General features: G+C 73.1%; 24 protein-coding genes and 1 pseudogene. 16 read left to right on the top strand and 9 right to left on the bottom strand.

All coding sequences use genetic code 11. The features are described from left to right. From IE153_RS38540 to IE153_RS38520, 5 genes are all read left to right on the top strand, one after another. On the top strand, positions 1-1284 hold the full coding sequence (locus tag IE153_RS38540) for an ABC transporter substrate-binding protein (protein WP_189594334.1): 1284 nt from the start codon (positions 1-3) through the stop codon (positions 1282-1284). Continuing rightward, a complete protein-coding gene (locus IE153_RS38535) occupies positions 1281-2219 on the top strand; it encodes a carbohydrate ABC transporter permease (RefSeq protein WP_097215019.1) in 939 nt (312 codons plus the stop codon). Before IE153_RS38540 ends, IE153_RS38535 begins: the two co-directional genes overlap by 4 nt. Next, positions 2216-3076, top strand: coding sequence for a carbohydrate ABC transporter permease (locus IE153_RS38530; RefSeq protein WP_189594333.1), 861 nt, complete (start codon positions 2216-2218; stop codon positions 3074-3076). Before IE153_RS38535 ends, IE153_RS38530 begins: the two co-directional genes overlap by 4 nt. 5 nt (positions 3077-3081) lie before the next feature. After that, positions 3082-3675 carry a hypothetical protein gene (locus IE153_RS38525; RefSeq protein WP_189594332.1) on the top strand — a complete coding sequence of 198 codons (594 nt, stop codon included), beginning with the start codon at positions 3082-3084 and terminating at the stop codon, positions 3673-3675. A 116-nt stretch (positions 3676-3791) separates the two neighbouring features. Next, the gene (locus IE153_RS38520; RefSeq protein ID WP_189594331.1) at positions 3792-4244 is read left to right on the top strand and encodes a phospholipase; all 453 of its coding nucleotides are present in this window, start codon (positions 3792-3794) and stop codon (positions 4242-4244) included. Between the two features lie 63 nt (positions 4245-4307). On the opposite strand, the gene IE153_RS38515 is transcribed toward IE153_RS38520, so the two are convergent. Continuing rightward, positions 4308-5009, bottom strand: a complete 702-nt coding sequence (locus IE153_RS38515; RefSeq protein ID WP_189594330.1) for a phosphatase PAP2 family protein — start codon at positions 5007-5009, stop codon at positions 4308-4310. Positions 5010-5145: 136 nt separating this feature from the next. Between IE153_RS38515 and IE153_RS38510 the strand changes: the two genes are divergently transcribed. Continuing rightward, positions 5146-5802, top strand: coding sequence for a class I SAM-dependent methyltransferase (locus IE153_RS38510; RefSeq protein WP_189594329.1), 657 nt, complete (start codon positions 5146-5148; stop codon positions 5800-5802). Positions 5803-5814: 12 nt separating this feature from the next. Here the strand turns inward: IE153_RS38510 and IE153_RS38505 are convergent, their stop codons facing one another. Both IE153_RS38505 and IE153_RS38500 read right to left on the bottom strand, forming a co-directional pair. Further along, on the bottom strand, positions 5815-8064 hold the full coding sequence (locus tag IE153_RS38505; protein WP_189594328.1) for a heavy metal translocating P-type ATPase: 2250 nt from the start codon (positions 8062-8064) through the stop codon (positions 5815-5817). A gap of 3 nt (positions 8065-8067) precedes the next feature. Further along, positions 8068-8280 carry a heavy-metal-associated domain-containing protein gene (locus IE153_RS38500; protein WP_189594327.1) on the bottom strand — a complete coding sequence of 71 codons (213 nt, stop codon included), beginning with the start codon at positions 8278-8280 and terminating at the stop codon, positions 8068-8070. A gap of 199 nt (positions 8281-8479) precedes the next feature. On the opposite strand from IE153_RS38500, the gene IE153_RS38495 reads away from it, so the two are divergent. After that, positions 8480-9439 (top strand): DUF8832 domain-containing protein, encoded by a 960-nt coding sequence (locus IE153_RS38495; protein WP_189594326.1) that lies wholly within the window; start codon positions 8480-8482, stop codon positions 9437-9439. A 3-nt stretch (positions 9440-9442) separates the two neighbouring features. On the opposite strand, the gene IE153_RS38490 is transcribed toward IE153_RS38495, so the two are convergent. Continuing rightward, positions 9443-11278, bottom strand: a complete 1836-nt coding sequence (locus tag IE153_RS38490) for a glycoside hydrolase family 15 protein (RefSeq protein ID WP_438817983.1) — start codon at positions 11276-11278, stop codon at positions 9443-9445. Between the two features lie 146 nt (positions 11279-11424). Further along, a complete protein-coding gene (locus IE153_RS38485; RefSeq protein WP_189594325.1) occupies positions 11425-12204 on the bottom strand; it encodes a DeoR/GlpR family DNA-binding transcription regulator in 780 nt (259 codons plus the stop codon). 117 nt (positions 12205-12321) lie between these two features. Here IE153_RS38485 and IE153_RS38480 point away from each other — a divergent pair, with 117 nt between their 5' ends. After that, a complete protein-coding gene (locus IE153_RS38480) occupies positions 12322-13203 on the top strand; it encodes an SIS domain-containing protein (RefSeq protein WP_189594324.1) in 882 nt (293 codons plus the stop codon). A gap of 12 nt (positions 13204-13215) precedes the next feature. Further along, positions 13216-14076 carry a class II fructose-bisphosphate aldolase gene (locus IE153_RS38475; RefSeq protein ID WP_189594323.1) on the top strand — a complete coding sequence of 287 codons (861 nt, stop codon included), beginning with the start codon at positions 13216-13218 and terminating at the stop codon, positions 14074-14076. On the opposite strand, the gene IE153_RS38470 is transcribed toward IE153_RS38475, so the two are convergent. Continuing rightward, positions 14066-15196, bottom strand: a complete 1131-nt coding sequence (locus IE153_RS38470; protein WP_189594374.1) for a methyltransferase — start codon at positions 15194-15196, stop codon at positions 14066-14068. The genes IE153_RS38475 and IE153_RS38470 overlap by 11 nt on opposite strands. Positions 15197-15264: 68 nt before the next feature. Between IE153_RS38470 and IE153_RS38465 the strand changes: the two genes are divergently transcribed. From IE153_RS38465 to IE153_RS38450, 4 genes are all read left to right on the top strand, one after another. After that, entirely contained in the window at positions 15265-15906 is a 642-nt protein-coding gene (locus IE153_RS38465; protein WP_189594322.1) for an alpha-ketoglutarate-dependent dioxygenase AlkB family protein, read from the top strand. An 88-nt stretch (positions 15907-15994) separates the two neighbouring features. After that, positions 15995-17242, top strand: a complete 1248-nt coding sequence (locus IE153_RS38460; RefSeq protein ID WP_189594321.1) for an ROK family protein — start codon at positions 15995-15997, stop codon at positions 17240-17242. 142 nt (positions 17243-17384) lie between these two features. After that, a complete protein-coding gene (locus IE153_RS38455; RefSeq protein ID WP_189594320.1) occupies positions 17385-18275 on the top strand; it encodes an NAD(P)-dependent oxidoreductase in 891 nt (296 codons plus the stop codon). A gap of 11 nt (positions 18276-18286) precedes the next feature. Further along, positions 18287-18709, top strand: coding sequence for a PPOX class F420-dependent oxidoreductase (locus IE153_RS38450; RefSeq protein WP_189594319.1), 423 nt, complete (start codon positions 18287-18289; stop codon positions 18707-18709). A 19-nt stretch (positions 18710-18728) separates the two neighbouring features. On the opposite strand, the gene IE153_RS38445 is transcribed toward IE153_RS38450, so the two are convergent. The 3 genes from IE153_RS38445 to IE153_RS38435 are packed head-to-tail and all read right to left on the bottom strand — an operon-like array spanning position 18729 to position 20801. After that, entirely contained in the window at positions 18729-19637 is a 909-nt protein-coding gene (locus IE153_RS38445; protein WP_189594318.1) for a phosphotriesterase family protein, read from the bottom strand. Then, positions 19634-20212 carry a DUF4865 family protein gene (locus tag IE153_RS38440; RefSeq protein ID WP_189594317.1) on the bottom strand — a complete coding sequence of 193 codons (579 nt, stop codon included), beginning with the start codon at positions 20210-20212 and terminating at the stop codon, positions 19634-19636. The genes IE153_RS38445 and IE153_RS38440 overlap by 4 nt, the downstream gene beginning before the upstream one ends. A 10-nt stretch (positions 20213-20222) precedes the next feature. After that, on the bottom strand, positions 20223-20801 hold the full coding sequence (locus tag IE153_RS38435) for a TetR/AcrR family transcriptional regulator (protein WP_189594316.1): 579 nt from the start codon (positions 20799-20801) through the stop codon (positions 20223-20225). A 163-nt stretch (positions 20802-20964) separates the two neighbouring features. Between IE153_RS38435 and IE153_RS38430 the strand changes: the two genes are divergently transcribed. The 3 genes and pseudogenes from IE153_RS38430 to IE153_RS38420 all read left to right on the top strand — a co-directional run. Beyond that, positions 20965-21249, top strand: coding sequence for an SHOCT domain-containing protein (locus IE153_RS38430; protein WP_097215000.1), 285 nt, complete (start codon positions 20965-20967; stop codon positions 21247-21249). Beyond that, complete coding sequence (locus tag IE153_RS38425) at positions 21246-22004, top strand: ABC transporter ATP-binding protein (protein ID WP_189594315.1); 759 nt, start codon at positions 21246-21248, stop codon at positions 22002-22004. The genes IE153_RS38430 and IE153_RS38425 overlap by 4 nt, the downstream gene beginning before the upstream one ends. Then, positions 22001-24172 (top strand): annotated as a pseudogene (locus IE153_RS38420) (ABC transporter permease); the annotation flags it as partial. The gene IE153_RS38425 and the pseudogene IE153_RS38420, both read left to right, overlap by 4 nt. Between the last annotated feature and the right edge of the window lie 32 nt (positions 24173-24204).

Here is a 24204-nt window from a genome sequence, read left to right as displayed (position 1 = left end):
ATGCCCGGACACAGGACAAAGGGGTTCTGCGCGTCGGCCGCCGCACTGGCACTGTGCGCCGTGCTGGCGGGCTGCGGAGGATCCGGGGAGTCCGCCGGAGGCGGCAAGGTCGTGCTGCGCTACACGTGGTGGGGCAACCCCGACCGCGCGGAACGCACCGAGCAGGCCGTCGCGCTGTTCGAGAAGCAGCACCCGAACGTCGACGTGTCGACGTCGTTCTCCGGCTACGACGCCTACAAGCAGAAGCTCGCCACCCAGGCCGCAGGCGGCGACGCCCCCGACGTGATGCAGCTGGACTACCGCCAGATCGACCAGTACGCCTCCGGCGGCGTCCTGCTGGACCTGGCGAAACAGAAGTCCGTCCTGCGCACCTCCGAGATCGACCGGGGCCTGCTCGCCACCGGCCGCGTCGACGACGTGCAGTACGCGATCCCGCAGGGCCGCGGCACCGAGACCGTCGCCTACGACGTCCAGGCCTGGAAGAAGTCGGGCGTCCCGCTGCCCGGCAAAAGCTGGACCTGGAGCCGATGGGCCGACACCATGCGGGCCCTCGCGAAGAAGACCGGCAAGCCCGGGGCGACCGACCCCGGCCAGAGCGAGGACGCCTTCGAGGTCTGGCTGCGCGGCCGGGGCAAGGCCCTCTACACGAAGGACGGCCGGCTCGGCTTCACCGCCCGCGACCTCACCCGCTGGTGGACCTTCACCGACACGCTGCGCCGCGAGGGCGCCGTCTCGCCCGCCGAGCAGACCACCCAGCTCGACGGGTCCGTGGAGAACACCCCGCTGGGGCGCGGCACGTCCGTCACCGACGCCAACTGGGACGCCCCGGCCAGCGGGTTCGTCGCCCTGGTGCCGACCGGCGTCGCCCTCGCGCCCATGCCGTCCGGCGAGGACGGCACGCCCGGCCAGTACTTCAAGCCGTCCATGTTCGTCGGCGTCTCGGCGAACACCGGCCATCCCAAGGAGGCGGCTCAGCTCGTCGACTTCATGATCAACGACCGGGAGGCCGCGAAGATCCTCGGCGCGAGCCGCGGCATCCCCGTCAACGAGACGATCCGTGCCGAGATCGGCCCGCGGCTCAAGGACTTCGACAAGACCATCGCCGACTACCAGGCATCCCTGGAAGGCAAGCTCAAGGACCCGCCCCAGGCGCCGCCCTCGGGCGACAACGCCCTGCAGAGCACCTTCCAGCGCGACTACGACCAGGTGTCCTACGCGCGCATGTCGCCGCGCGAAGCGGCCGAGAACTACGTCACCGAGGCGAAGGCGGAGCTGAGGTCATGACCACCACCGCGATCCCCCCGGAGGCGAGGCGCGCCCCCGCCGCGGCCCCGAAGCGCCGGCCCAAGCGCGAACGCGAGGGCGCCGCCTGGGTGTTCCTCTCACCCTGGGTGCTCGGCGCGATCGTCCTGACACTGCTGCCGATGGCCGTGTCGCTGTACCTGTCGTTCACCGACTACGACCTGTTCAACCCGCCGAAGTGGGTGGGCCTGCGCAACTACGTGCAGATGTTCACCGAGGACCCGCGCTACTGGCGCTCGGTCGTGACGACCCTGACGTACGTCGTCATCGCCGTGCCCCTGCAACTCGCGCTCGCCCTCGTCGTCGCCCTCGCCCTGAAGGGCATGAAGCGCGGCAAGGGCTTCTACCGCTCCGCGTTCTACGCGCCCTCCCTGCTCGGCGCGTCGATGTCCATCGCGCTCGTCTGGCGGGCGGTCTTCAACGACGGCGGCACGGTCGACAACCTGCTCGGCACCGGCGGCTGGGTCAACAAGCCCGGCTGGGCACTGCTGGCCGTCGCCCTGCTGACGGTGTGGCAGTTCGGCGCCCCGATGGTCATCTTCCTCGCCGGCCTCCAGCAGATACCCGCCGAGCTCTACGAGGCCGCGGCCGTCGACGGGGCCGGGAAGTGGCGGCAGTTCCTGTCCGTCACCGTGCCGATGCTCTCCCCGGTGCTGTTCTTCAACCTGGTCCTCCAGACCATCCAGGCCTTCCAGGTGTTCACCCCCGCCTTCGCCGTCAGCGCGGGCAAGGGCGGACCGGCCGACTCGACCCTCGTCTACACCATGTACCTCTACGACCGCGGCTTCGTCGCCTCCCACATGGGCTACGCCTCCGCCATGGCCTGGGTGCTGCTCCTCGTGATCGGCATCGTCACGGCGGTGCTGTTCCGCACCTCGCGCTCCTGGGTCTTCTACGCCTCCGAGGGGGACCGGTGACCTCTACGACAGTTGCCCACAAGCCCGTTCGGTGGGGACGCGTCGCCCTGCACGTCGGCTGCCTGCTCGCCCTGCTGGTCATGCTGTACCCCCTGGCCTGGCTGCTGGCCACCTCGCTCAAACCCGCCGACGAGGTCATCGCGAGCCTCGACCTGCTGCCCAGCCACCTGGAATGGTCCAACTACGAGACCGCCCTGGACGGCGTCAACGACGTCTCCATCTGGCGGCTGCTCGGCAACTCCCTGCTGATCGCGGGCGGCGCGGTCCTCGGCAACGTCATCAGCTGCTCGCTCGCCGCCTACGCGTTCGCCCGCCTCAGGTTCCGCTTCCGCGGGCCGCTGTTCGCCTTCATGATCGCCACGATCATGCTGCCCCACCACGCGGTGCTCATCCCGCAGTACATCATCTTCAACCAGCTCGGCCTGGTGAACACCTACTGGCCGCTGATCCTGCCCAAGTTCCTCGCCACCGAGGCGTTCTTCGTCTTCCTCATCGTGCAGTTCATGCGCGGCCTGCCGCGCGAGCTGGAGGAGGCGGCCCGGATCGACGGCTGCGGGCCCTTCCGCAGCTTCTTCCAGGTCGTACTGCCGCTCACCCGGCCGGCCCTGATCACCACCGCCATCTTCACGTTCATCTGGACCTGGAACGACTTCTTCACCCAGCTCATCTACCTCTTCGACCCGGACAAATTCACCCTCACCCTGGCGCTGCGCTCCTTCGTGGACGCCTCCAGCACCTCCGCGTTCGGCCCGATGTTCGCCCTGTCGGTGATCGCGCTGCTGCCGATCGTGCTGTTCTTCCTCGCCTTCCAGCGGTTCCTGGTGGAGGGCATGGCCAGCTCCGGAGTCAAGGGGTGAGCGGGATGCCGACACGCGAGGCGGGCGAGGTGTTCGGCCCGCGCATGACCCTCTTCGCCGACGTGCTGAGCGTCGGACTCGCCACGGCGGCCGCCTGCCTGCCCCTCGTCACCGTCCCGGCCGCGCTGTCGACGGCGTGTGCGGTGCTGCGCGGCGCGGGGCAGGACCAACCCGTCACGGCGGGGCGGTACTTCGCCCTGCTGCGGAGGCGGTTGCGCGCGGGTGACCTGGTGGCGGGAGCCGTGGCCCTCGCGGGCCTGTTGCTGCTCGCCGCCGACCTGGCGCTGGCCCGGGCGGGGTTGCCGGGAGCGCCGCTGTTCGCGGTCGCGGCCGCGGTGATCGGCGGGTGCGCGGCGCTGGTCGGCCTGCGGGCCTGTGGGCGCCCCGAGTCGCTCACCGACTGGCGTGCGGCGGTGCGCGGGGCCGGGCGGGACGCCGTGGCGGACGTGGGCGGCAGCGGCCTGGTCCTGCTTGCCGTGGCGACGGCCGCGCTGTGTGCCTGGATGCTGCTGCCGCTGGCCTTCCTCGCGCCCGGGCCACTGGCCCTGGCGCTGACCGCCGTCGACGTGCGCCGGTCCGCTGCCGTTCTCCCTCAATAGCCTGAAGTTCAGGAGCTATTGGGGCTCATCAGGTGTGAGCACGGGGACGAGGTGGTCATCCTCTTGTCATGGACCTGCGGCTCGATGGGCGGGTCGCAGCCTCATGGAGGTGTGGGATGCACCGCAGATTCGCAACCGGTCTTGCCGCCTCGACTCTGACCCTCCTCACCGTGGTCGGCGCCGCCACGAGCGCGAGCGCCGCTCCTGCCGACAAGCCCCAGGTGCTCGCGAACTGGACGCAGACCAGCGCGTCCAGCTACAGCACCTGGGCCGCCGCCCGGGCCAACCAGGCCGCGTGGGCCGCGTACGCCTTCGACTGGTCGACCGACTACTGCTCCTCCTCGCCGGACAACCCGTTCGGCTTCCCCTTCTCGATGTCCTGCGCCCGTCACGACTTCGGCTACCGCAACTACAAGGCGGCGGGCAGCTTCAGCGCCAACAAGTCCCGGCTCGACAGCGCCTTCCACGAGGACCTCAAGAGGGTCTGCGCGGCCTACAGTGGCGGCACGAAGACCTCCTGCACCAGCACGGCCTGGACGTACTACCAGGCCGTGCGGGCCTTCGGCTGAGGGTTCGTCACCGCGAGGGCGCCGGGCGGCGGGGCGTGTCCCCGCGCCCGGCCGACCCGCGGTTCACCGGCGCAGGGCGCCCACGATGCTGATCCGCGGCCACGATCGGGCAGCCGTGAGCAGAGCCTGTGTCCGTGCCGAGGGCGTGGCCGCCGCTGCCGCCAGGGCCGCTGCCGCGCTCGCGATGCCGAGGACCGCGCCCGCCGCCACGTCGCCCGGGTAGTGCACGCCCGTGTGGACGCGCGAGTAGCCGACGGCGCCGGCCAGCGCCCCGAGCGGGACCGCCGCCGGGGGCAGCACCACGCCGACGGCCGTGGCGAACGCGACCGCCGACGCGGTGTGCCCGGACGGGAACGACGCCGAGGTCGGCATCTTGACGTGCCGGTCCACCGTCACCCGGGCCGCCTCCCGGTCCGGCCGCGCCCGGCGCACCAGCCGCTTGCCGAGGAGGTTGGCGGAGGCCGACGCCACGGCGATCGCGCCGACACCGGCGAGTGCGGCCTTGCGCGACCGCTTGCCGGCCAGGGCCAGGGCCGCGGCGATGGCGAAGGAGATCTTGGAGTGGTCGGCCGCGTGCGACAGATGGCGCAGCGTGCGGTCCAGGGTCGGCGTGGGGGTGGCGGCCACCGCCGCGTACAGGGCGCCGTCCACGGCCCTGAGATCGCCGAACACGGCGCCCAGGATCCGGCCGGGTCCGGCCGCGGAGTCCCGGGTGTTCTGGAGCGGACGGGGGGCGTCCGCGTTCGTGGTCCTCGGATCGGTCATGTGCTTCTCCCCGCAGTGGCCTTCCCCAGCAAGGTACCGGCTCACGCCCGGCGCACGCTCGGCGCCCCTGCGAGCCGGTACCTCCCGGGTGCCCAGACGGCGGACGCCCACCCCGGTGAGCCGGGACACTGACCGCATGTCACTCCTGCCGCACCGCGCCCTGCGCGCACTGGACCGTTTCCACGCCGCCCGCCCCTGGGACCACAACGCCCACTTCCACCGCTGGATCCTGCGGCGACTCCCCGAACGGGTGAGCAGTGCCCTGGACGTGGGCTGCGGCAGCGGAGACCTGGCTCGTCTGCTGGCCGGCCGGGCGGAGCGCGTGCACGGCATCGACGCCGACCCGGAGATCACGGCCCGGGCGCGGCAGCTGACGCCCGCGGCGGCCCCGGTGACGTACGCGGCGGCCGACGCGCTGACCGGGCTCGGTGATCGGTCGTACGACGTCATCACCTGTGTCGCCGTCGTCCACCATCTGCCGTTCAGGCGGGCCCTCGAGACCTTCCGCGACCGTCTGACCCCCGGCGGCACCCTGGTGATCGTCGGTGTGGCCCGGGAGCGGACGCCCGTCGATCACCTGCTCGGCGTCGCGTCGATCCCGCTCAACATCGTCATGGCGTTGCTGAAGAACCGGGGTCGTACGGCCCCGCGCCCGGTCTCGATGACGGCCCGAACCCGTCCGGCGGACCTGACCTTCACCGAGATCGCGCGCGAGGCCCGGGCCGTCCTCCCCGGCGTGCGCCTGCGCCGCCGGCTGTTCTGGCGCTACACGCTGGTGTGGCGCCGCCGCTGATCCGCCGGCGCCTCAGCCGGCGGCCCGGAAGGTGCGCAGCCGCAGCGAGTTGCCGACCACGAAGACCGAAGAGAAGGCCATCGCCGCCCCGGCGATCATCGGGGTGAGCAGGCCGGAGGCGGCCAGCGGCAGGGCCGCCACGTTGTAGGCGAAGGCCCAGAAGAGGTTCGAGCGGATGGTGCCGAGCGTGCGGCGGGCGAGCCGGATGGCGTCCGCCGCGGCCCGCAGATCGCCGCGCACGAGCGTCAGGTCACCGGCCTCGATGGCGGCGTCCGTGCCGGTGCCCATGGCCAGGCCCAGATCGGCCTGGGCGAGGGCCGCGGCGTCGTTGACACCGTCACCGACCATCGCCACCGACCGGCCCTCGGCCTGGAGCCGCTTGACGACGTCGACCTTGTCCTGCGGGAGCACCTCGGCGATGACCTCCTCGATGCCCACCTCGCGGGCGACGGACCGGGCCACCGCCTCGTTGTCGCCGGTCAGCAGGATCGGCGTGAGGCCGAGCGCCCGCAGCCGTCCGACCGCCTCCGCGCTGGTGTCCTTCACCGCGTCGGCCACCTCCAGCACCGCGCGCGCCTCGCCGTCCCACGCGACCGCGACGGCCGTGCGCCCGGCGTCCTCGGCCGCGGTCCTCGCCGCGGCCAGGCCCTGGGGAAGCCGCATCGCCCAGTCGGCCAGCAGCCGCTCCCGGCCGACGAGCACCGCGTGGCCCTCCACGACGCCCTGCACACCGAGCCCGGGGACGTTGGCGAAGTCCTCGGGTGTCGGCAGCGCGCCCAGCTTCTCCAGCGCCCCGTCGGCGACGGCCCGGGCGATCGGGTGCTCGGAGGAGTGCTCCAGCGCCCCGGCCAGCCGCAGCACGTCGGCCTCCTCCGTGCCCTCGGCGGTGTGCACCGCCAGCAGCTTCATACGGCCGGTGGTGACGGTGCCGGTCTTGTCGAGGACGACGGTGCCGACCCGGCGCGTGGACTCCAGGACCTCCGGGCCCTTGATGAGGATGCCGAGCTGGGCGCCCCGCCCGGTGCCCACCATCAGCGCGGTCGGTGTCGCCAGCCCCAGGGCGCACGGGCAGGCGATGACGAGGACGGCGACCGCGGCGGTGAAGGCGGCCGTCAGCCCGACGCCGTTGCCCAGCCAGAAGCCGAGCGTGCCGAGCGCCAGGGCGATCACCACCGGCACGAACACGGCGGAGATCCGGTCCGCGAGCCGCTGCGCGGCGGCCTTGCCGTTCTGCGCGTCCTCCACCAGCCGGGCCATCCGGGCGAGTTGGGTGTCGGCGCCCACCCGGGTGGCCCGCACGACGAGCCGTCCGCCGACGTTGATCGTGGCGCCGGTGACCGGGTCGCCCGCGCCCACCTCCACCGGGACGGACTCACCGGTGAGCATCGAGGCGTCCACGGCGGAGGAACCCTCCTCGACCGTCCCGTCCGTCGCGATCTTCTCGCCGGGCCGGACCAGGAAGCGGTCTCCGGCCCTCAACTCCGCGACCGGGACGGTCTGTTCACGGCCGTCGGGCCGCAGCACGGTGACGTCCTTCGCGCCCAGCTCCAGCAGCGCCCGCAGCGCGGCGCCCGCCTTGCGCTTGGCGCGGGCCTCGAAGTACCGCCCGGCCAGGATGAAGGCGGTCACGCCCGCGGCGGCCTCCAGGTAGATGTTCCCGGCGCCGTCCGTGCGCTGGATGGTCAGCTCGAAGGGGTGGGTCATGCCCGGTGTGCCCGCCGTGCCGAGGAACAGCGCCCACACCGACCACAGGAAGGCGGCCGAGGTGCCCACCGAAATCAGCGTGTCCATGGTGGCGGCGCCGTGCCGCGCGTTGGTGAACGCCGCCTTGTGGAAGGGCCAGGCCGCGTAGGTCACGACGGGGGCCGCCAGGGTGAGCGACAGCCACTGCCAGTACTCGAACTGAAGCGCCGGGACCATCGCCATGGCGACGACGGGAACCGACAGCACCACGGCCGTGATCAACCGCTCGCGCAGCGGCCGCAGTTCGTCGGGCTCCTCGGACGGGCCGGTCTGCCGGGCAGGGGGAGTGGGTTCCCGCGCGGTGTACCCGGTGGCCTCGACGGTGGCGATGAGATCACCGACGGAGACGTCGCCGGAGTAGCTGACCCTGGCCTTCTCGGTGGCGTAGTTGACGGTGGCGGTGACCCCGTCCATGCGGTTGAGCTTCTTCTCGATGCGCGCGGCGCAGGAGGCGCAGGTCATGCCGCCGATGGCGAGCTCCACCTCGGCGTCGGTGCCGGTCGATGTACCGGTGCTCATGGCTCAGACCCTCCCGGTCAGCTCGTAGCCGGCCTCGTCGACGACCTCCGCGATCACGTCGTCGTCGGGCTCGGCGGCACTGGTGACGGTGACGTGGCCGCTGCCGAGGTCGACCTCGACACCGCTGACGCCGGTCAGCTCGCCGATGACCTCGGTCAGCGTCGCCTTGCAGTGGCCGCAGGACATTCCGGAGACGGCGTAGGTGGTGGCGGGCATCGGGTGCCTCCTCGGGGCGGTTCGACAGATGCGGTGAATACGGGGCGGGGGTATCCCCGCACCGACTTCAGGTATACCCCTGAGGGGTATACGATGCAAGCGTCGAAACAACTTGACTCGATACCCCCCAGGGGTATGGTGAGCAGTATGGAGGCCCCGCGGTCGAGCGGGGGACCGGTATCTGAAGGAGCCGACGGCCATGAACACCGGACTCAGGATCACCACCTTCGCCGCCGCACTGGCAGCGACCTTCGGCGCGGCCTACGGCGTCGGCCAGGGCATCGACCCCGTCGTCGCAGACAGTCCCCCGAAACACGAGGACGAACATTCCCGGCCCACACCGGAGCGGGCGGAGGGCGGCGGTCACGGCGGACACGACGAGCCCCCCGCCGGCGGGCTGCAGGTCTCCGAGGGCGGCTACACCCTCGACCTCGACACCCCGCGCGTCACCGCGGGCAAGCAGGCCGACCTGCGCTTCACCGTCCGGGACGCCGACGGCCGAGCGGTCACGGCCTACCAGCGCGAGCACGACAAGGAGCTGCACCTCATCGTGGCCTCACGCGACCTGGTCACCTACCGCCACCTGCACCCCACCCGCGCCGCCGACGGCACCTGGAGCACCCCCGTGGACCTGCCCCGCGCGGGCGGCTACCGTGTCTTCGCCGACTTCACCCCGGCCGGGAAGCACGCCGAGAACCTCACCCTCGGCGCGGACCTCGCCGCCTCCGGCGCGTACGAGGCCCGGCCCCTGCCGCCCGCGAGCACCACGGCCCGCGTCGACGGCTACGAGGTGAAGCTGTCCGGCACCCCGCAGCCGGGCAAGGCGAGCGAGCTGAAACTGAAGGTCTCCCGCGGCGGCAGGCCTGTCACCGACCTGCAGCCCTACCTCGGCGCGTACGGCCACTTGGTCGCTCTGCGCTCCGGCGACCTCGCCTACCTGCACGTCCACCCGAACGGCGAACCCGGCGACGGCACCACCAGGCCCGGACCGGACATCTCGTTCACGGCCACCGCACCCAGCTCCGGCGCCTACCGCCTGTTCCTCGACTTCAAGCACGACGGCGCGGTCCACACGGCGGCGTTCACCGTCCGCGCCGGGGGACCGGCGGCCGTCTCCGGTACCCCCGAGGGGCATGCGGAGGACGGCCACGGGCACTGAGCGTCAGCCGAGCGCCCGGTCCAGGTTGAACGCCGCGCTGATCAGCGCGAGATGCGTGAACGCCTGCGGGAAGTTGCCCTGCTGCTCCCCGGTGTGGCTGATCTCCTCGGCGTACAGACCCAGGTGGTTGGCGTAGGTCAGCATCTTCTCGAAGGCCAGGCGCGCCTCGTCGATCCGGCCCGCGTGCACCATGGCCTCGACGTACCAGAACGAGCAGATGGAGAACGTGCCCTCGTCGCCGCGCAGCCCGTCGGGGCTGGAGCGGGTGTCGTAGCGGTAGACCAGCGAGTCGGACACCAGTTCCTCGGTGAGCGTGTCCAGCGTCGACAGCCACTTCGGATCGGTGGGGGCGATGAACTTCGTCAGCGGCATCATCAGCACCGCCGCGTCCAGTACGTCGTCGTCCTCGTGCTGGACGAAGGCCCGGCGCTCCTCGGACCAGCCCCGGCTCATGATCCGCCGGTAGATCGTGTCGCGGCACTCCCGCCAGCGCGGCAGATCGGCGGGCAGGCCGCGCCGGTTGGCCATCCGGATGGCCCGCTCGATCGCCACCCAGCACATCAGCCGCGAGTACAGGAAGTTCTTGCGCCCGCCCCGCGTCTCCCAGATCCCCTCGTCGGGCTGGTCCCAGTGCACGCACACCCAGTCCACCAGCGCGCACACGTCGTCCCACTGGCCGCTGGAGATGGGCTGGGCCCATTTGTCGTAGAGGTAGATGGAGTCGATCAGCGCGCCGTAGATGTCGAGCTGGAGCTGGTCGGCCGCCGCGTTGCCGACCCGTACCGGGGCCGATCCGTGGTGGCCCTCCAGATGGTCGAGGGTGCGCTCGGGCAGCTCGGTGCGGCCGTCGATGCCGTACATGATCTGCAGCGGGCCGGAGGTCTTGCCGTCGCCCGGGCTGACGTGCCGGGTCACGAAGTCCATGAACGCCTCGGCCTCGCCGGTGAAGCCCAGCCGCAGCAGGGCGTAGACGCAGAACGCCGCGTCGCGCACCCACACGTAGCGGTAGTCCCAGTTGCGCTCGCCGCCCAGCTCCTCGGGCAGGCTCGTCGTCGGCGCGGCCACGATCGCCCCGGTCGGCGCGTAGGTGAGCAGCTTCAGCGTCAGGGCCGAGCGGTGCACCATCTCCCGCCAGCGGCCCTTGTACCGGGACGCCGACAGCCAGCGCCGCCAGTACGCCACGGTCGCCGCGAACTGCTCCTCGGCCTCGGTGCGCGCACACCGGCGGGGCGTCACATCGCCGCCGACCTTGTCCAGCGCGAAGACCGCCGTCTCGCCCTCGGACAGTTTGAAGTCGCCGCGCACGTCGGACCCGTCGGCCTCCAGCGGCACGGTCGCGGTCAGCGCCAGCGCGAGCCCTGTGGCCTCGAACACCGCGGTGTCGCCGGTCAGCCGGACCGTGTGCGGCAGGGAGCCGTAGTCGAACCGGGGCGCCACGCGCGTGCGGAACGGGAGGGAGCCGCGTACGCACACCACCCGCCGGATCAGCCGGTGCCGGTCGGTCTCGGCCGCCCCGCCGCCGAGCGGCATGAAGTCCTGCACTTCACCCACCCCGTCCTCGGTGAAGAACCGGGTGATCAGCACATTGGTGTCGGGGAAGTAGAACTGCTTGGTCCGCGCCGGCACCGCCGCCGCCAGCTCGAAGCAGCCGCCGCGTTCCGCGTCCAGGATCGAGGCGAACACGCTCGGCGCGTCGAAGGCCGGGCAGCAGTACCAGTCGATGGTGCCGTCGGTGCCCACCAGGGCCACACTGCGCAGATCGCCGATCAGCCCGTGCTCGGCGATCGGCACATAGCGCCGGCCGCCCGGCATGCCCCGGTCCTGTGCGGCTTCGCCCATGACGGCCTCCCTGCCCGGTAGGCGCCTCAGCCCCAGCCTAGAACCGCCGACGGACGGCCGCCGTCGGACGACGGCTGTCGAGGGCCGCTGTCGGACCGTCGCTGCCGCACGACCGCCGCCGGACGGTCGCCGCCATGGAGTCGCCGTCAGACCGTGATGACCCGCAGCCCGGCTTCCTCGAAGCGCCGCACCGCCCCCACGTCGGCCGCCGTGTCCGTGACCAGCGTGTCCACCGCCTCGGTCGCGCAGATCCGGGCGAACGCCCGCTGGCCCAGCTTGCTGGAGTCCGCGGCCACCACCACCCGCTCCGCACGCTCGCACAGCAGCCGGTTGATCGCGGCCTCCGCCTCGTCGTGCGCCGCGGCGCCGTGCGTCACGTCGAAGGCGACCACGCCGAGCACCGCCACATCGACCGTGATCTGCCCGAGCACCCCGTCCGCGAGCGGCCCCACCAGCTCGTACGACTGGGGCCGGGCCACTCCGCCGGTCAGCACGATCTTGAACTGGGGCCGCACGACCAGCTCACCCGCGATGTTCAGCGCGTTCGTCACCACGGTCAGCGCGGGCGACCCGGAGGCCAGATCCCCGCGCACGGCCAGGGCCCGGGCCACCTCGGTCGTGGTGGTCCCCCCGGTGAGCCCGACCGCCTCGCCCGGCGCGACCAGATCCGCCACCGCCTTGGCGATGCGCTGCTTCTCGGAGGCGCGGCGGGCCGTCTTGTAGCGCAGCGGCAGCTCGTACGACACGCCGTGCACGACCGCCCCGCCCCGGGTGCGCACGAGCATCTGCTGCTCGGCGAGCCCGTCGAAGTCACGGCGGATCGTCGCCGCCGACACCCCGAGCTCCGCCGCCGCGTCCTCGACGTCCAGCCGGCCGCGCTCCACGAGCAGTTCCAGCAGCGCCTTCCAGCGGGCGTCGCGCGACATCCGCACCTCCACGTATCGATCTCCGGCGACCTTAGCGCACCCGATCCCGTCCGAATGCTTGATGATGCTCGAAAGCTGGCGATATCTTGCAGGAACAAGCAGAGCGGAGGGTGCGGTATGACGCATGTCGAGGACGAGCTGACCAGCCAGCCCGAGTGCTGGGCGCGCGCCGCGTCGGAGGCGCCCCGGTTCGAGAAGGTGCTGCCGGCGCCGGGGGAGCGAGTCGCGATCGTCGGCTGCGGCACCTCGTACTTCATGGCGCAGGCCGCCGCCGCCCTGCGCGAGGGCGCGGGCCAGGGCGAGACCGACGCCTTCGCCGCCTCGGAGTTCCCCCACGGCCGCCGCTACGACCGGGTCGTCGCCCTCACCCGCTCCGGCACCACGACCGAAGTCCTGGACCTGCTGGGCCGCTTGAAGGGCGGCGCCCCCACCACCGCGATCACCGCCGACCCGGACACGCCGGTCAAGGCGGCCGCCGACGCCCTCGCCGTCCTGGACTTCGCGGACGAACGCTCCGTCGTCCAGACCCGGTTCGCGACCACGGCCCTCACCCTGCTCCGCGCCCACCTCGGCCTCCACCCCGACACCGCCGTCACCGACGCGCGCACCGCCCTGGCCGAGCCGCTGCCCGAAGGCATCGTGGAATGCGGGCAGTTCACCTTCCTGGGGCGCGGCTGGACCGTCGGACTGGCCAACGAGGCCGGGCTGAAGATGCGCGAGGCCGCCCTGGCCTGGGCGGAGGCCTACCCCGCGATGGAGTACCGGCACGGCCCCATCAGCATCACCACCGAGGGCACGGCCACCTGGATGCTGGGCGACGCACCGGACGGGCTCGCCGAACAGGTGCGCGGCACCGGCGCGTTGTGGATCGCCGGAGCCCTGGACCCGCTCGCCGAACTCGTCCGCGTCCACCGGCTCGCGGTCGCCCTCGCCGCCTCCCGCGGGCTGGACCCCGACACCCCGCGCCACCTGACGCGCTCGGTGATCCTCGAACCCTGACCTGGAGACCCCGTGCCCCTCACCACCACCGGCGACCTCGTCACCGCCGCCGCAGCCGCCCGCTCGGCCGTCGCCTCCTTCAACGTCATCACCCTGGAGCACGTCGAGGCCGTCATCGCGGGTGCCGAGCAGGTGCGCACCCCCGTCGTCCTCCAGGTCAGCGAGAACGCGGTCAAGTTCCGCGGCGGACACCTGCTCCCGCTCGCCCGCGCCGCCGTCGCGGCCGCCGAACACGCCGCCGTGCCGGTCGCGTTGCACCTCGACCACGTGCAGAGCGACACCCTGCTGCACCAGGCCGCGGACGCCGGCTTCAGCTCCGTGATGTACGACGCGGCCCGGCTGCCCTACGCGGAGAACCTCGCCGCGACCCGGGCGGCGGTCGACCGGGCGCACGCCCAAGGGCTCTGGATCGAGGCCGAGCTGGGCCAGATCGGCGGCAAGAACGGCAGACCCCCGCTGGACGCGCACGCCCCCGGCGCCCGCACCGACCCCGACGAGGCACGCGTCTTCGTCGCCGACTCGGGCGTGGACGCCCTGGCCGTCGCCATCGGCAGCTCCCACGCCATGACCACCCGCACGGCGGCCCTCGACCACGCCCTGCTGGGGCGCCTGTCGGCCGCACTGGACGTCCCGCTCGTCCTGCACGGCTCCTCCGGCGTCCCGGACGACGAACTCACGGCGGCGGTCGCGGGCGGCATCACCAAGGTCAACATCGGAACGGCCCTGAACATCGCGCTGACCGGCGCGATCCGGGAGTTCCTCGCCGAGCGGCCCGAGGCGGTCGACCCGCGCAGCTACCTGACCCTCGCGCGGCAGGCGATGACACGGGCGGTGGCGAGGACCCTCCAGACCCTCGGCACCGCTACCGCTTGACGGCCTTCAGCACCACGAACTTCGGGTCGCTCGCGACGAGCCGGCTGTTGCCGAACAGCTTCCGCAGCTTGACGTGGTAGCCCAGGTGCCGGTTGCCGATCACCCACAGCTCCCCGCCCGGCCGCAGGGCGCGCCGTGCCCCGGTGAACATCCGCCAGGCCGTGGCGTCCGTCGTCGCCTGGTGGGAGTGGAACGGCGGGTTGTTCAGGACCAGGTCGACACTGCCGGACGGCACACCCGCCAGCCCGTCACCGACCCGGAACTCGGCATGCCCCGACACGCCGTTCGCCTTGTACGTCGCCTCCGCCGAGGCCACGGCCTGGAAGGACTCGTCCACGAACAGCACCTCGGCGTCCGGGTCGGCCAGCGCCACCGAGGTGCCCACCACACCGTTGCCGCACCCCAGGTCCACCACCCGGCGACCCCCTCCCTCGGGCAGATGGTGAAGGAAGAACCGCGTCCCGATGTCGAGCCGGTCGGCGCAGAAGACACCCGCGTGATTGACGACCGTGCCTCCCGCGGCGGCACCGATGCCGTCCGGCAGCGTGTAGACGTACGGCCACGGATTGCCGGGCCGCTCCAGGGCGGGATCCGGCGCGCAGAAGATCAGCCGGGCCTTCTTCTCGGCGAGGGAGGTGCGGGTCGGGCCGAGGATCCGCTCGAACAACGTCAGCGTCGAGGTGTGGATCTCCTTCACCATGCCCGTGCCGACGACGACCGTCCCCGCGTGCACGGCCGGAGCCAGCCGCAGCAACTGGTCCTCCAGCAGCGCCAGGCTCTTCGGCACCCGCACCAGCAGCACGTCGATCCGCTCCGGCGGCGGATCCTGCGTGGTGAGCAGCCGCACCGCACCCGGTTCGACGCCGGCCCGCGCGAGGTTGGCCCGGGTCGCCTCCTGCGCGAGGTGGGAGTCGGTGATCTGCACGGGCCGGTGCGCGGCGAGCGCCGTGACCAGGGCGCCCCACCGGTCCCCGACGACCACGACCGTGCCGTCCAGCGGCACCCGCTCCTCGGCCAGGTGCCTCAGCAGGTACTCGTCCGAGGCGTCCCAGGCGCGCAGCCTGTCGCGCGGGTCCTCAGGGAAACGGGTCAGCGCCGGCTCGCCCCACGGCGTCGTCATACGGTCGTTCATCGTGCGACCAGGCTAGCCGAGCCCCAGCTCAGGGCGTGTCGGGCACCATGGAAGGCATGGACGCCGAGCTGTTCCCCAGGCCCCGTACGCAGGTCGCGTCCGGCGCCGTGCACCTGCCCGACTGGCTGGACGCCGCACAACAGCGCGCGTTGCTCGACGCCTGCCGCGACTGGGCCCGGCCGCCCGCGGGGCTGCGCACGGTCCGCACACCCGGCGGCGGCACCATGACCGCCCGGCAGGTCTGCCTCGGCTGGCACTGGTACCCGTACGCCTACGCCCGCACCGTCGCCGACGGGGACGGCGCCCCGGTCAAGCCGTTCCCGAGGTGGCTCGGCGATCTGGGCCGCCGGGCGGTCCGCGACACGCTCGGCGGGCCGGCGCCGGACTACGACATCGCGCTGATCAACTTCTACGATCCCGACGCCCGCATGGGCATGCACCGCGACAGCGACGAGAAGTCCGACGCGCCGGTGGTGTCGCTGAGCCTCGGCGACACCTGCGTCTTCCGCTTCGGCAACTCCGAGACGCGCACCCGGCCCTACACCGACGTCGAGCTGCGCAGCGGCGACCTGTTCGTCTTCGGCGGCCCGTCCCGACTGGCGTACCACGGGGTCCCACGCGTCCACGCGGGCACGGCGCCGCCCGCACTGGGCCTGACGGGCCGGCTCAACATCACCCTCCGGGTCAGCGGTCTCTGATGCCCGGCCGCACCCATCGCCGCTGCTCCCCGCCGCCCGGCCGGCAGGCTCGGCCACCATCCCGGCGGATCATGGGAGACTCGCCCTCATGAGCGGGAAGGCGGACCCCCGGCAGGCGGGGAACGGGAGCACTTCGAGAGCGCGGCTGGACCGGGGGCGCGGAGCCCTCGGACCCGCACTGGAACTGGTGCACACCGGACGCGCGCCGACCCGGGCCGTGCTCACCGCCGAGCTCGGGGTGACACGGGCGACGGCCGGTGCGGTCGCCGCCGAGCTGGAGGCACTCGGGCTGATCAGGGTCGACGCCCGGCCCGGCGCGGCGGCCGGTTCGCAGGGCAGGCCCTCCCACAAGCTGGCCGTCGCCGACGACGGGCCCGTCGCGCTCGCCGCGCAGGTGCACGCCGACGGATTCCGGGCGGCGCTGGTCGGACTGGGCGGCCGGATCGTCGCCACCGCGCCCGGCTGCGAGGTCGTCGACGCCGACCCGGCCAAGGTGCTGGCCTCCGTCGTCACGGCCGGCGCCGAGCTGCTGCGCGAGACCGGGCTGCGGTGCGTGGGCGCGGGTCTCGCCGTGCCCTCCGCCGTCGCCGAACCCGAGGGGCTGGCCCTGAACCCCCTCCACCTGGCCTGGCCCGCGGGCGCGCCCGTCCGGGACATCTTCGCCGAGCAGGTACGCGCGGCCGGTCTCGACGGTCCCGCGTTCGCCGCGAACGACGTCAACCTCGCCGCGCTCGCCGAGCACCGGCACGGCGCCGGGCGCGGCTCCCGCGACCTGCTGTGCGTGGCCACCGGCCACCGCGGCGTCGGCGGCGCGCTCGTCCTCGACGGCCGCCTGCACCGGGGCAGTTCGGGCCTCGCGCTGGAGGTCGGGCACCTCACGGTGCACCCCGAGGGCCGACCCTGCCACTGCGGCAGCCGCGGCTGCCTCGACGTGGAGACCGACCCGCTGGCCTTCCTCACGGAGGCCGGACGCGAACCGGGCCCCGAGGTGTCCCTGCTCCAGCAGTCCATCGACCTGATCCGCCACCACTACGACGATCCGGGCGTCCGCACCGCCGCCGAGGCCCTCATCGACCGCCTCGGCCTGGGCCTCGCCGGCCTGGTCAACATCCTCAACCCGGACCGCATCATCCTCGGCGGGCTGCACCGCACTCTCCTCGACGCCGACCCCGGCCGGCTGCGTGCGGTCGTGGCCGACCGCAGCCTGTGGGGCCAGAGCGGCGGCGTCCCCATCCTGCCCTGCACCCTCGACCACAACAGCCTGGTCGGCGCGGCGGAACTGGCCTGGCAGCCGGTCCTGGACGACCCGTTGGGGGCGCTGACCGCGCAGGGGTGAGCGGGCACGGGCCCTGATCCGGCGAGACCGACCCCACCGGTATCAGGCTTGGCCGCGCCGCTTCCGGGAAGGCGCGCCGCTGAGCGGGCAGGCTGGGTCGCAGGCAGTCCGTCCGCACCGCACCACCGAGGAAGTTGACGCAATGACCGACAAGCTCACCGTGAGCGTCCTGGGCACCGGCATCATGGGCGCCGCGATGGCCCGCAACCTCGCCCGGGCCGGACACACCGTCCACGCCTGGAACCGCACCCGGGCCAAGGCCGAGCCGCTGGCCGCCGAGGGCGTGCGGATCGCCGACACCCCCGCGCAGGCCGTCCAGGACGCCGATGTCGTCCTGACCATCCTCTACGACGGTCCCGCCGCGCTGGACACGATGCGCGAGGCCGCCCCCGCCCTGCGCCCCGGCACCGCCTGGGTGCAGTCCACCACCGCGGGCATCGAGGGCGTCGCCGAGCTGGCCGCCTTCGCCCGCGAGCACGGCCTGGTCTTCTACGACGCCCCCGTCCTGGGCACCCGCCAGCCGGCCGAGGCCGGGAAGCTGACTGTGCTCGCGGCCGGTCCCACCGAGGGCCGCGAGAAGGTGACGCCCGTCTTCGACGCCGTCGGCGCCCGGACCGTGTGGAGCGGCGAGGACGGGGCGCAGGGCGGTGCCACCCGGCTGAAGCTCGTCGCCAACAGCTGGGTCCTCGCGGTCACGGCCGCCGCAGGCGAGGCCCTCGCCCTGTCCGAGGCCCTCGGCGTCGACCCCCGCGGCTTCTTCGACCTCGTCGCCGGTGGCCCGCTCGACATGGGCTATCTGCGCGCCAAGTCCGAGCTCGTCCTCGAGAACAGGCTCACGCCGCCCCAGTTCGCCGTGGGCACCGCCGCCAAGGACGCCCGGCTGATCGTCGAGGCCGGCACCGCACACGGTGTCCGCCTGGACGTCGCCGAAGCGGCCGCCGCCCGCATGGAGCGTGCCGCCGCCCAGGGCCACGCCGACGAGGACATGGTCGCGGCCTACTTCGCCAGCTTCGACGACAAGACCGACTCCTAGGAGGTTCCCCCATGTCCAAGCCGCCGCTGCCGCCCGAGGCCGACGACCTGCTGAGCCGGCCCAACCCGTGCGTCATGGCCACCCTGCGCTCCGACGGCGCACCCGTCTCCGCCGCCACCTGGTACGTGTGGAAGGACGGCCGGGTGCTGGTCAATCTCGACGAGGGCCGGGTACGGCTGAAGCACCTGCGCCGCGACCCGCGCGTCACCCTCACCGTCCTCGCCGGCGACAACTGGTACACCCACGTCACCCTCATCGGCCGCGTCACCGAGATGTACGACGACGAGGACCTGGCCGACATCGACCGCCTCGCCCGGCACTACACCGGCAAGCCGTACCCGGACCGCGACCGGCGTCGGGTCAGCGCCTGGATCGAGGTCGACCGCTGGCACGGCTGGGGCTCGTTGAAGGACAGCGACCAGGCCGGCGGCTGAGACCCGTCGACCAGGCCGGTCAGCGCCACTCGGTGCCGAACGCCCGGCCCGGGTTCTCCGTGAGGATGCGTTCGACCAGTTCCTCGCCCACGGCGTGTACGAGCCGGGGCCGCACCCGGCGCAGCAGGTAGGGCATCCCGGGGCCGCCGTCCACCGAGCGGGCGGCGGCCGTGGTGGTGTCCGCGCCCAGCAGCACCCGGTCGCCGAACCCGGCGTCGGCGAGGGCCCGTACGGCCTCCGGCATCCGCCAGTCCGTGGCGTGGTGGGTGAGGGACGGCCCGTCGAAGGCCAGATAGCAGCCGGACTCGGCCGCCTGCCGGTGCACCACGAGGTCGGGGGAGCGGTTGAGATGCCCGAGCACCACGCGGTGCGGCGGCACCCCCAACTCCCCGCACAGCAGGTCCAGTACGTCCAGCGCGCCGGTGCCCATCTCCAGGTGCACGGTGATCGTCGCGCCCGTGGCGTGATGCGCTTCGGCCGCCGCCGTCATGGTCCAGCGGGCGTGCGCGTCGAGCGCGTGGAAGCCGCCCGCGACCTTGACGAGTCCCGCCCGCACCCCCGACGTCCCGATGCCCACGGTGAGTTCGGAGACGAAGACCTCGGCGAGCCGGCTCCGCAGCCCGGCGAGCGTGCCCTCGTCGTAGTGCACGGCCTGGTGCAGACCGGTCGCGGCCACCACGTGAACGCCCGTCTCCCGGGACAGCGGCGGCAGATCGGCGGCCCGCCGCCCGAGCCCGTACGGCGTCCACTGGGCGACGGCCCCACCACCCTGCTCCCGGAACGCGAGCAGCTCCGCCCGCGCCGCCGCCACGCTGCGCAGCTCCTGGCCGGGCAGCCGGGGACTGCCGAAGAAGAGATGGTCGTGGGCGTCGCACACGCCCAGGTCCGCGGGAGGCACGTCCCCCAGCACCGTGCGGACCGCGCTCACCACCGGCGTCCCCGGGCCAGCCGGTCCCGGCCCGGCGCGGACAGGTGCAGCACCTCGAACACCTCGCCGTCGGCCTTGGGAGAGTCCTGCTCCCAGAGGCTGAAGTGCACCAGCTCCCAGCGGCTCGTGTCGACGGCCGCGGCGGCACACAGGGCTCCGTCCTGCGCCGCCAGCCGCCGGGCCTCGCCCACCGCGTCCTCCACGGCATCGGCCAACAGCCCGCCGTCCGGCACCGGTTGGCGCCGCCTCAGGGCGAACCGCGGGTGCGAACCCTCCCCTTCCTCGTACGCGAGCCCCGTCCACTGCCGCGCCGACGGCCGCCCGAAGTCGTCACTGACTCCTTGGAACCCGCCGCCCCACAGGAAGGAGTTCATCCCGTCGACGGTGTTCCAGAGGTAGAAGGGCGCGTACTGGTTGACCGGCGAGCCGCGCAGGCCGCGCTCGCGGATCAGATAGGCCTTGAGGCCGAGCCCGTCCCAGTCGTCGAGCAGATGCCCCCGGCGGGCGACGCGGTCGCGGATGACGCCCATGTCGTAGTCGGCGGGCAGGGCGATCTCGTACTGCAGGGCGTGCATGGAGGTCTCCTCAAGAGGTCCGGGGTGCCAGCAGGGAGAGCAGCCCCCGGACCCCCGCGTCGAACACGGCGGGGGAGCCGGAGGCGCGGGCGAGGACGTACCCGCCCTGGACGGTCGCGACGACCGCCGCCGCGATCTCCCCGGCGTCCAGGCCGGGCGCGAACTGGCCCTGCTCCTTGCCCTCTTCGACGATCCCGGCGATCCGCCCGCGCAGCCAGTCGAGCGTCTGGTCGACCGGCGTGCGCAGCTCGGGGCTCGCGATCACGTCCGGGTCCATCGTCAGCCGGCCGACCGGGCAGCCCCGCAGCACGTCCCGCTCGCGCCGCAGATACGCCTCGATGCGCTCGTAGGGCGTGCCCGGGCCGTCGAGTACTCCCGCGGCGGTAGCACGCATCTCCTCGGCGGTCCGCCGGATCGCGGCCAGGGCGAGATCGGGCTTGCCCTTGAAGTGGTGGTACATGCTGCCCTGCCCGGCGTCCGCGCGCTCCAGGATCGCCTTCGGGCTGGTGCCCGTGTAGCCGCGTTCCCACAGCAGCTCGCGGGTGGACTCGATCAGCCGTTCCGGGGTGCTCATGGCCTCACTGTACATACCAGTAGTTACAGAAGTCGAGCGGGTGGGGAGCAGAAGAGCCCCGCCCGCCTACTCCCCGTGGGGTACGCACGGTGCCGCTGGCCGTACGACGACCGGGGCCCCTCGCCGGACGACGCTCGAAAGCGACACCGCACACGAAGCGATCGAGGAGTTGGACGACATGCAGACCCTGGCGAACTTCGGCGACGGCGGCGGGCCCGGCCCGTGGATCCTGCTCTTCCCGGTGATCTGGGCGCTGGTGATCGGCGGCGGCATCGTGCTGCTGCGCCGCACGGTGTGGCGCGGACGCCGCGGCGGCCCCTGGGGGCGGCCCACCGTCGAGAGCGACTCGCCCCTCGCCGTACTCGGCCGCCGCTTCGCCTCCGGCGAGATCGACGAGGACGAGTACTGGCGCCGACTGTCCGTGCTGAACGAGGAGTTCGGCCGCAAGGGAGGCGCGGCATGACCACGACGACCGCCACGACGACCACGACGCCGGCCGCCCGGGTCGTCGACGCGGTGAAGGTGTACGGCGGTGGCGACACCGCCGTACGCGCCCTCGACGGCGTGACCGTGACCTTCCCGGCCGGCCGCTTCACCGCGATCATGGGCCCCTCGGGCTCCGGCAAGTCCACCCTGATGCACTGCGCGGCGGGCCTGGACACCCTCACCTCCGGCGCCGCCCGGATCGGCGACACCGACCTCGGCGGCCTCGACGACCGCCGGCTCACCCTGCTGCGCCGCGACCGCGTGGGCTTCGTGTTCCAGGCGTACAACCTGGTGCCCACGCTCACCGTCGCGGAGAACATCACCCTGCCCCTGGACCTGGCGGGCGGGCGGGGCGACCCGGAGTGGATCGACGCGCTGATCGACGTCGTCGGACTGCGCGACCGGCTCCACCACCGGCCCGCCGAACTCTCCGGCGGACAGCAGCAACGCGTCGCCGTGGCCCGGGCGTTCGCCGGGCGGCCGGAGGTCGTCTTCGCCGACGAGCCGACCGGCAACCTCGACTCCCGCTCCGGCGCCGAGGTGCTCGGGCTGCTCGGACGCGCGGTGCGGCAGACCGCCCGCACGGTCGTCATGGTCACCCACGACCCCGTCGCCGCCGCCCACGCCGACGAGGTCGTCTTCCTCGCCGACGGGCGCCTGGTCGACCGCATGGAGTCCCCGACCGCCGACCGCGTCCTGGACCGGATGAAAGCCTTCGAGGTGCCCTCATGAACGCCTCCGTACGCCTGAGCGCCTCCTCCCTGCGCGCCCACCGGCGGCGCTTCGCCGGGACGTTCCTCGCCGTGTTCCTCGGCGTGGCCTTCCTGGCCGGGACGCTCGTCATGGGCGACACCCTGCGCGCGAGCTTCGACTCGATGTTCGGCGACGCGGCCGGCGGCACGGACGCCGTCGTCCGCAGCGCCGACGCCATCACCACACCCGGCGAGAGCCAGGGCGTACGGCAGCCGGTCGCCACCGACCTGGTCAGGACCGTCGAGAAGGTCCCCGGCGTCGCCGCCGCCGTGCCCAACGTCCAGGGCGCCGGCCAACTCGTCGGCGCGAACGGCGAGCCGATCGGCGGCCAGGGCCCGCCCACCCTCGCCGGCAACTGGATCACCGACCCGGAGCTCAACCCGTACCGGCTCGCCGAGGGCCGCGCGCCCCAAAAATCCGGTGAGGTCGTCGTCAACCGGGGCGCCGCCGAGAAGGGCGGCCTGACCATCGGCGACACCACGACCCTGCGCACCCCGGACCCGGTCCGGGTGACGATCGTGGGACTCGCCACGTTCGGCGGCGAGGACGGCATGGCGCAGGTGACCTTCACCGGGATGACCATGACCGACACGCAGAAGTACCTCACCGCCCGGCCGGGTGAGGCCGCGACGATCCAGGTGCGGGCCGGGCCCGGCGTGACCCAGCGGGAGCTCGTCGACCGGCTGACGCCCGTGCTGCCGCAGGACGTCGAGGCCATCACCGGCCAGGAGTCGGCCGAGGAGAACAACGAGATGATCTCCGGCCAATTCCTGAGCGTCTTCACGCTCTTCCTGCTGGTGTTCTCCGGCGTCGCCCTGCTGGTCGCGACCTTCTCCATCCACAACACCTTCGCGATCGTCGTCGCCCAGCGCACGCGCGAGAACGCCCTGTTGCGGGCGCTGGGCGCCTCCCGCCGGCAGGTCACCGGCGCCGCCCTGGTGGAAGCCGGCGTCGTGGCCGTAACCGCGTCCCTGGCGGGCCTCGCGGGCGGCATCGGCATCGCGGCGGGGCTCCAGGCGCTGTTCCCGGCCATCGGCTTCCCGTTCCCCGAGGGCGACCTGGTGGTCACCGGCCTGTCGATGGCGCTGCCCCTGGCCGTCGGGATCGTGGTCTGCCTGGGCTCCGCCCTGCTGCCCGCCGTCCGCGCAGGCCGCACCGCGCCCCTGGCCGCCCTGCGCGAGACGGCCGTGGACACCTCCGGCGCGTCCCGCCCGCGTGCGATCGCCGGCACCGCGCTGGTGGCCCTGGCCCTCGCCTGCGCCCTCGCCGGCGTCCTCGTGTCCCCGTCGATCTGGCTGGCGGGAACCGGCGCGGTGCTGGCCCTGGTCGCGTTCGTGGTGCTCGGCCCGGTCGCCTCGTCCACCGCCGTACGGGTCCTCGGCGGCCCGCTCGCCCGGTTGCGCGGCGTCACGGGTGCTCTCGCCCGGCGCAACGCCCTGCGCAGCCCCAAGCGCACGGCCGCCACCGCCAGTGCCCTCATGATCGGCGTGGCCGTCGTGTCGCTGTTCACGGTGTTCGGGGCCTCGCTGAAGGCCACCATGGACCAGACCGTGTCCCGCTCCTTCGCGGGCGATGTCGCCGTCAGCGCCCCCTCGTTCGGCGCGGGCGGCAGCGGACTCAGCCCGAGACTGGCCGGGGCGATCCAGGACCTGCCAGAGGTGGACACCGCCGTCGGACTCGGCCGCGGCGTCGCCGAAGTCGACGGCGAGGGCCGGGCCCTGACGGTCACCGACCCGGTCGCCCTGGCACGCACCTTCGACCTCGGCACGGTCGACGGCTCGCTGCGCCGACTCGGCACCGACGGCATCGCCGTCACCGAGAAAGAGGCCGACCGGCAGCACCTCACCACCGGCGACAGGGCGCACCTCACCTTCACCGACGGCACGAAGGAGACCTTCACCGTCCGCGCGGTCTACGGCCGGTCCGAACTCGCCGGGGACTACGTCATCACCCGCGCCGCCTGGGCCCCGCACCGCACCCAGGACTCCGACACCCTCGTCGCCGTCACCTTCGCGGACGGTGTGAGCACGGACGCGGGCACGGCGGCGGTGGAGAAGGCCGCCGCACCGTACGGCAACCCGGAGGTCCAGACCCGCGACGCGTACGCGCAGTCCTCGGCGGGCGGCATCGACATGATGCTCACCCTTTGACTCTCCCGAGCCTCTGAGCTGCTGCTTTA

The organism is Streptomyces massasporeus (assembly GCF_014648995.1).
Classification (GTDB): domain Bacteria; phylum Actinomycetota; class Actinomycetes; order Streptomycetales; family Streptomycetaceae; genus Streptomyces; species Streptomyces massasporeus.
Note: the sequence above shows the minus strand (reverse complement) of the source record. Positions and strands in the feature narration are given on the sequence as shown.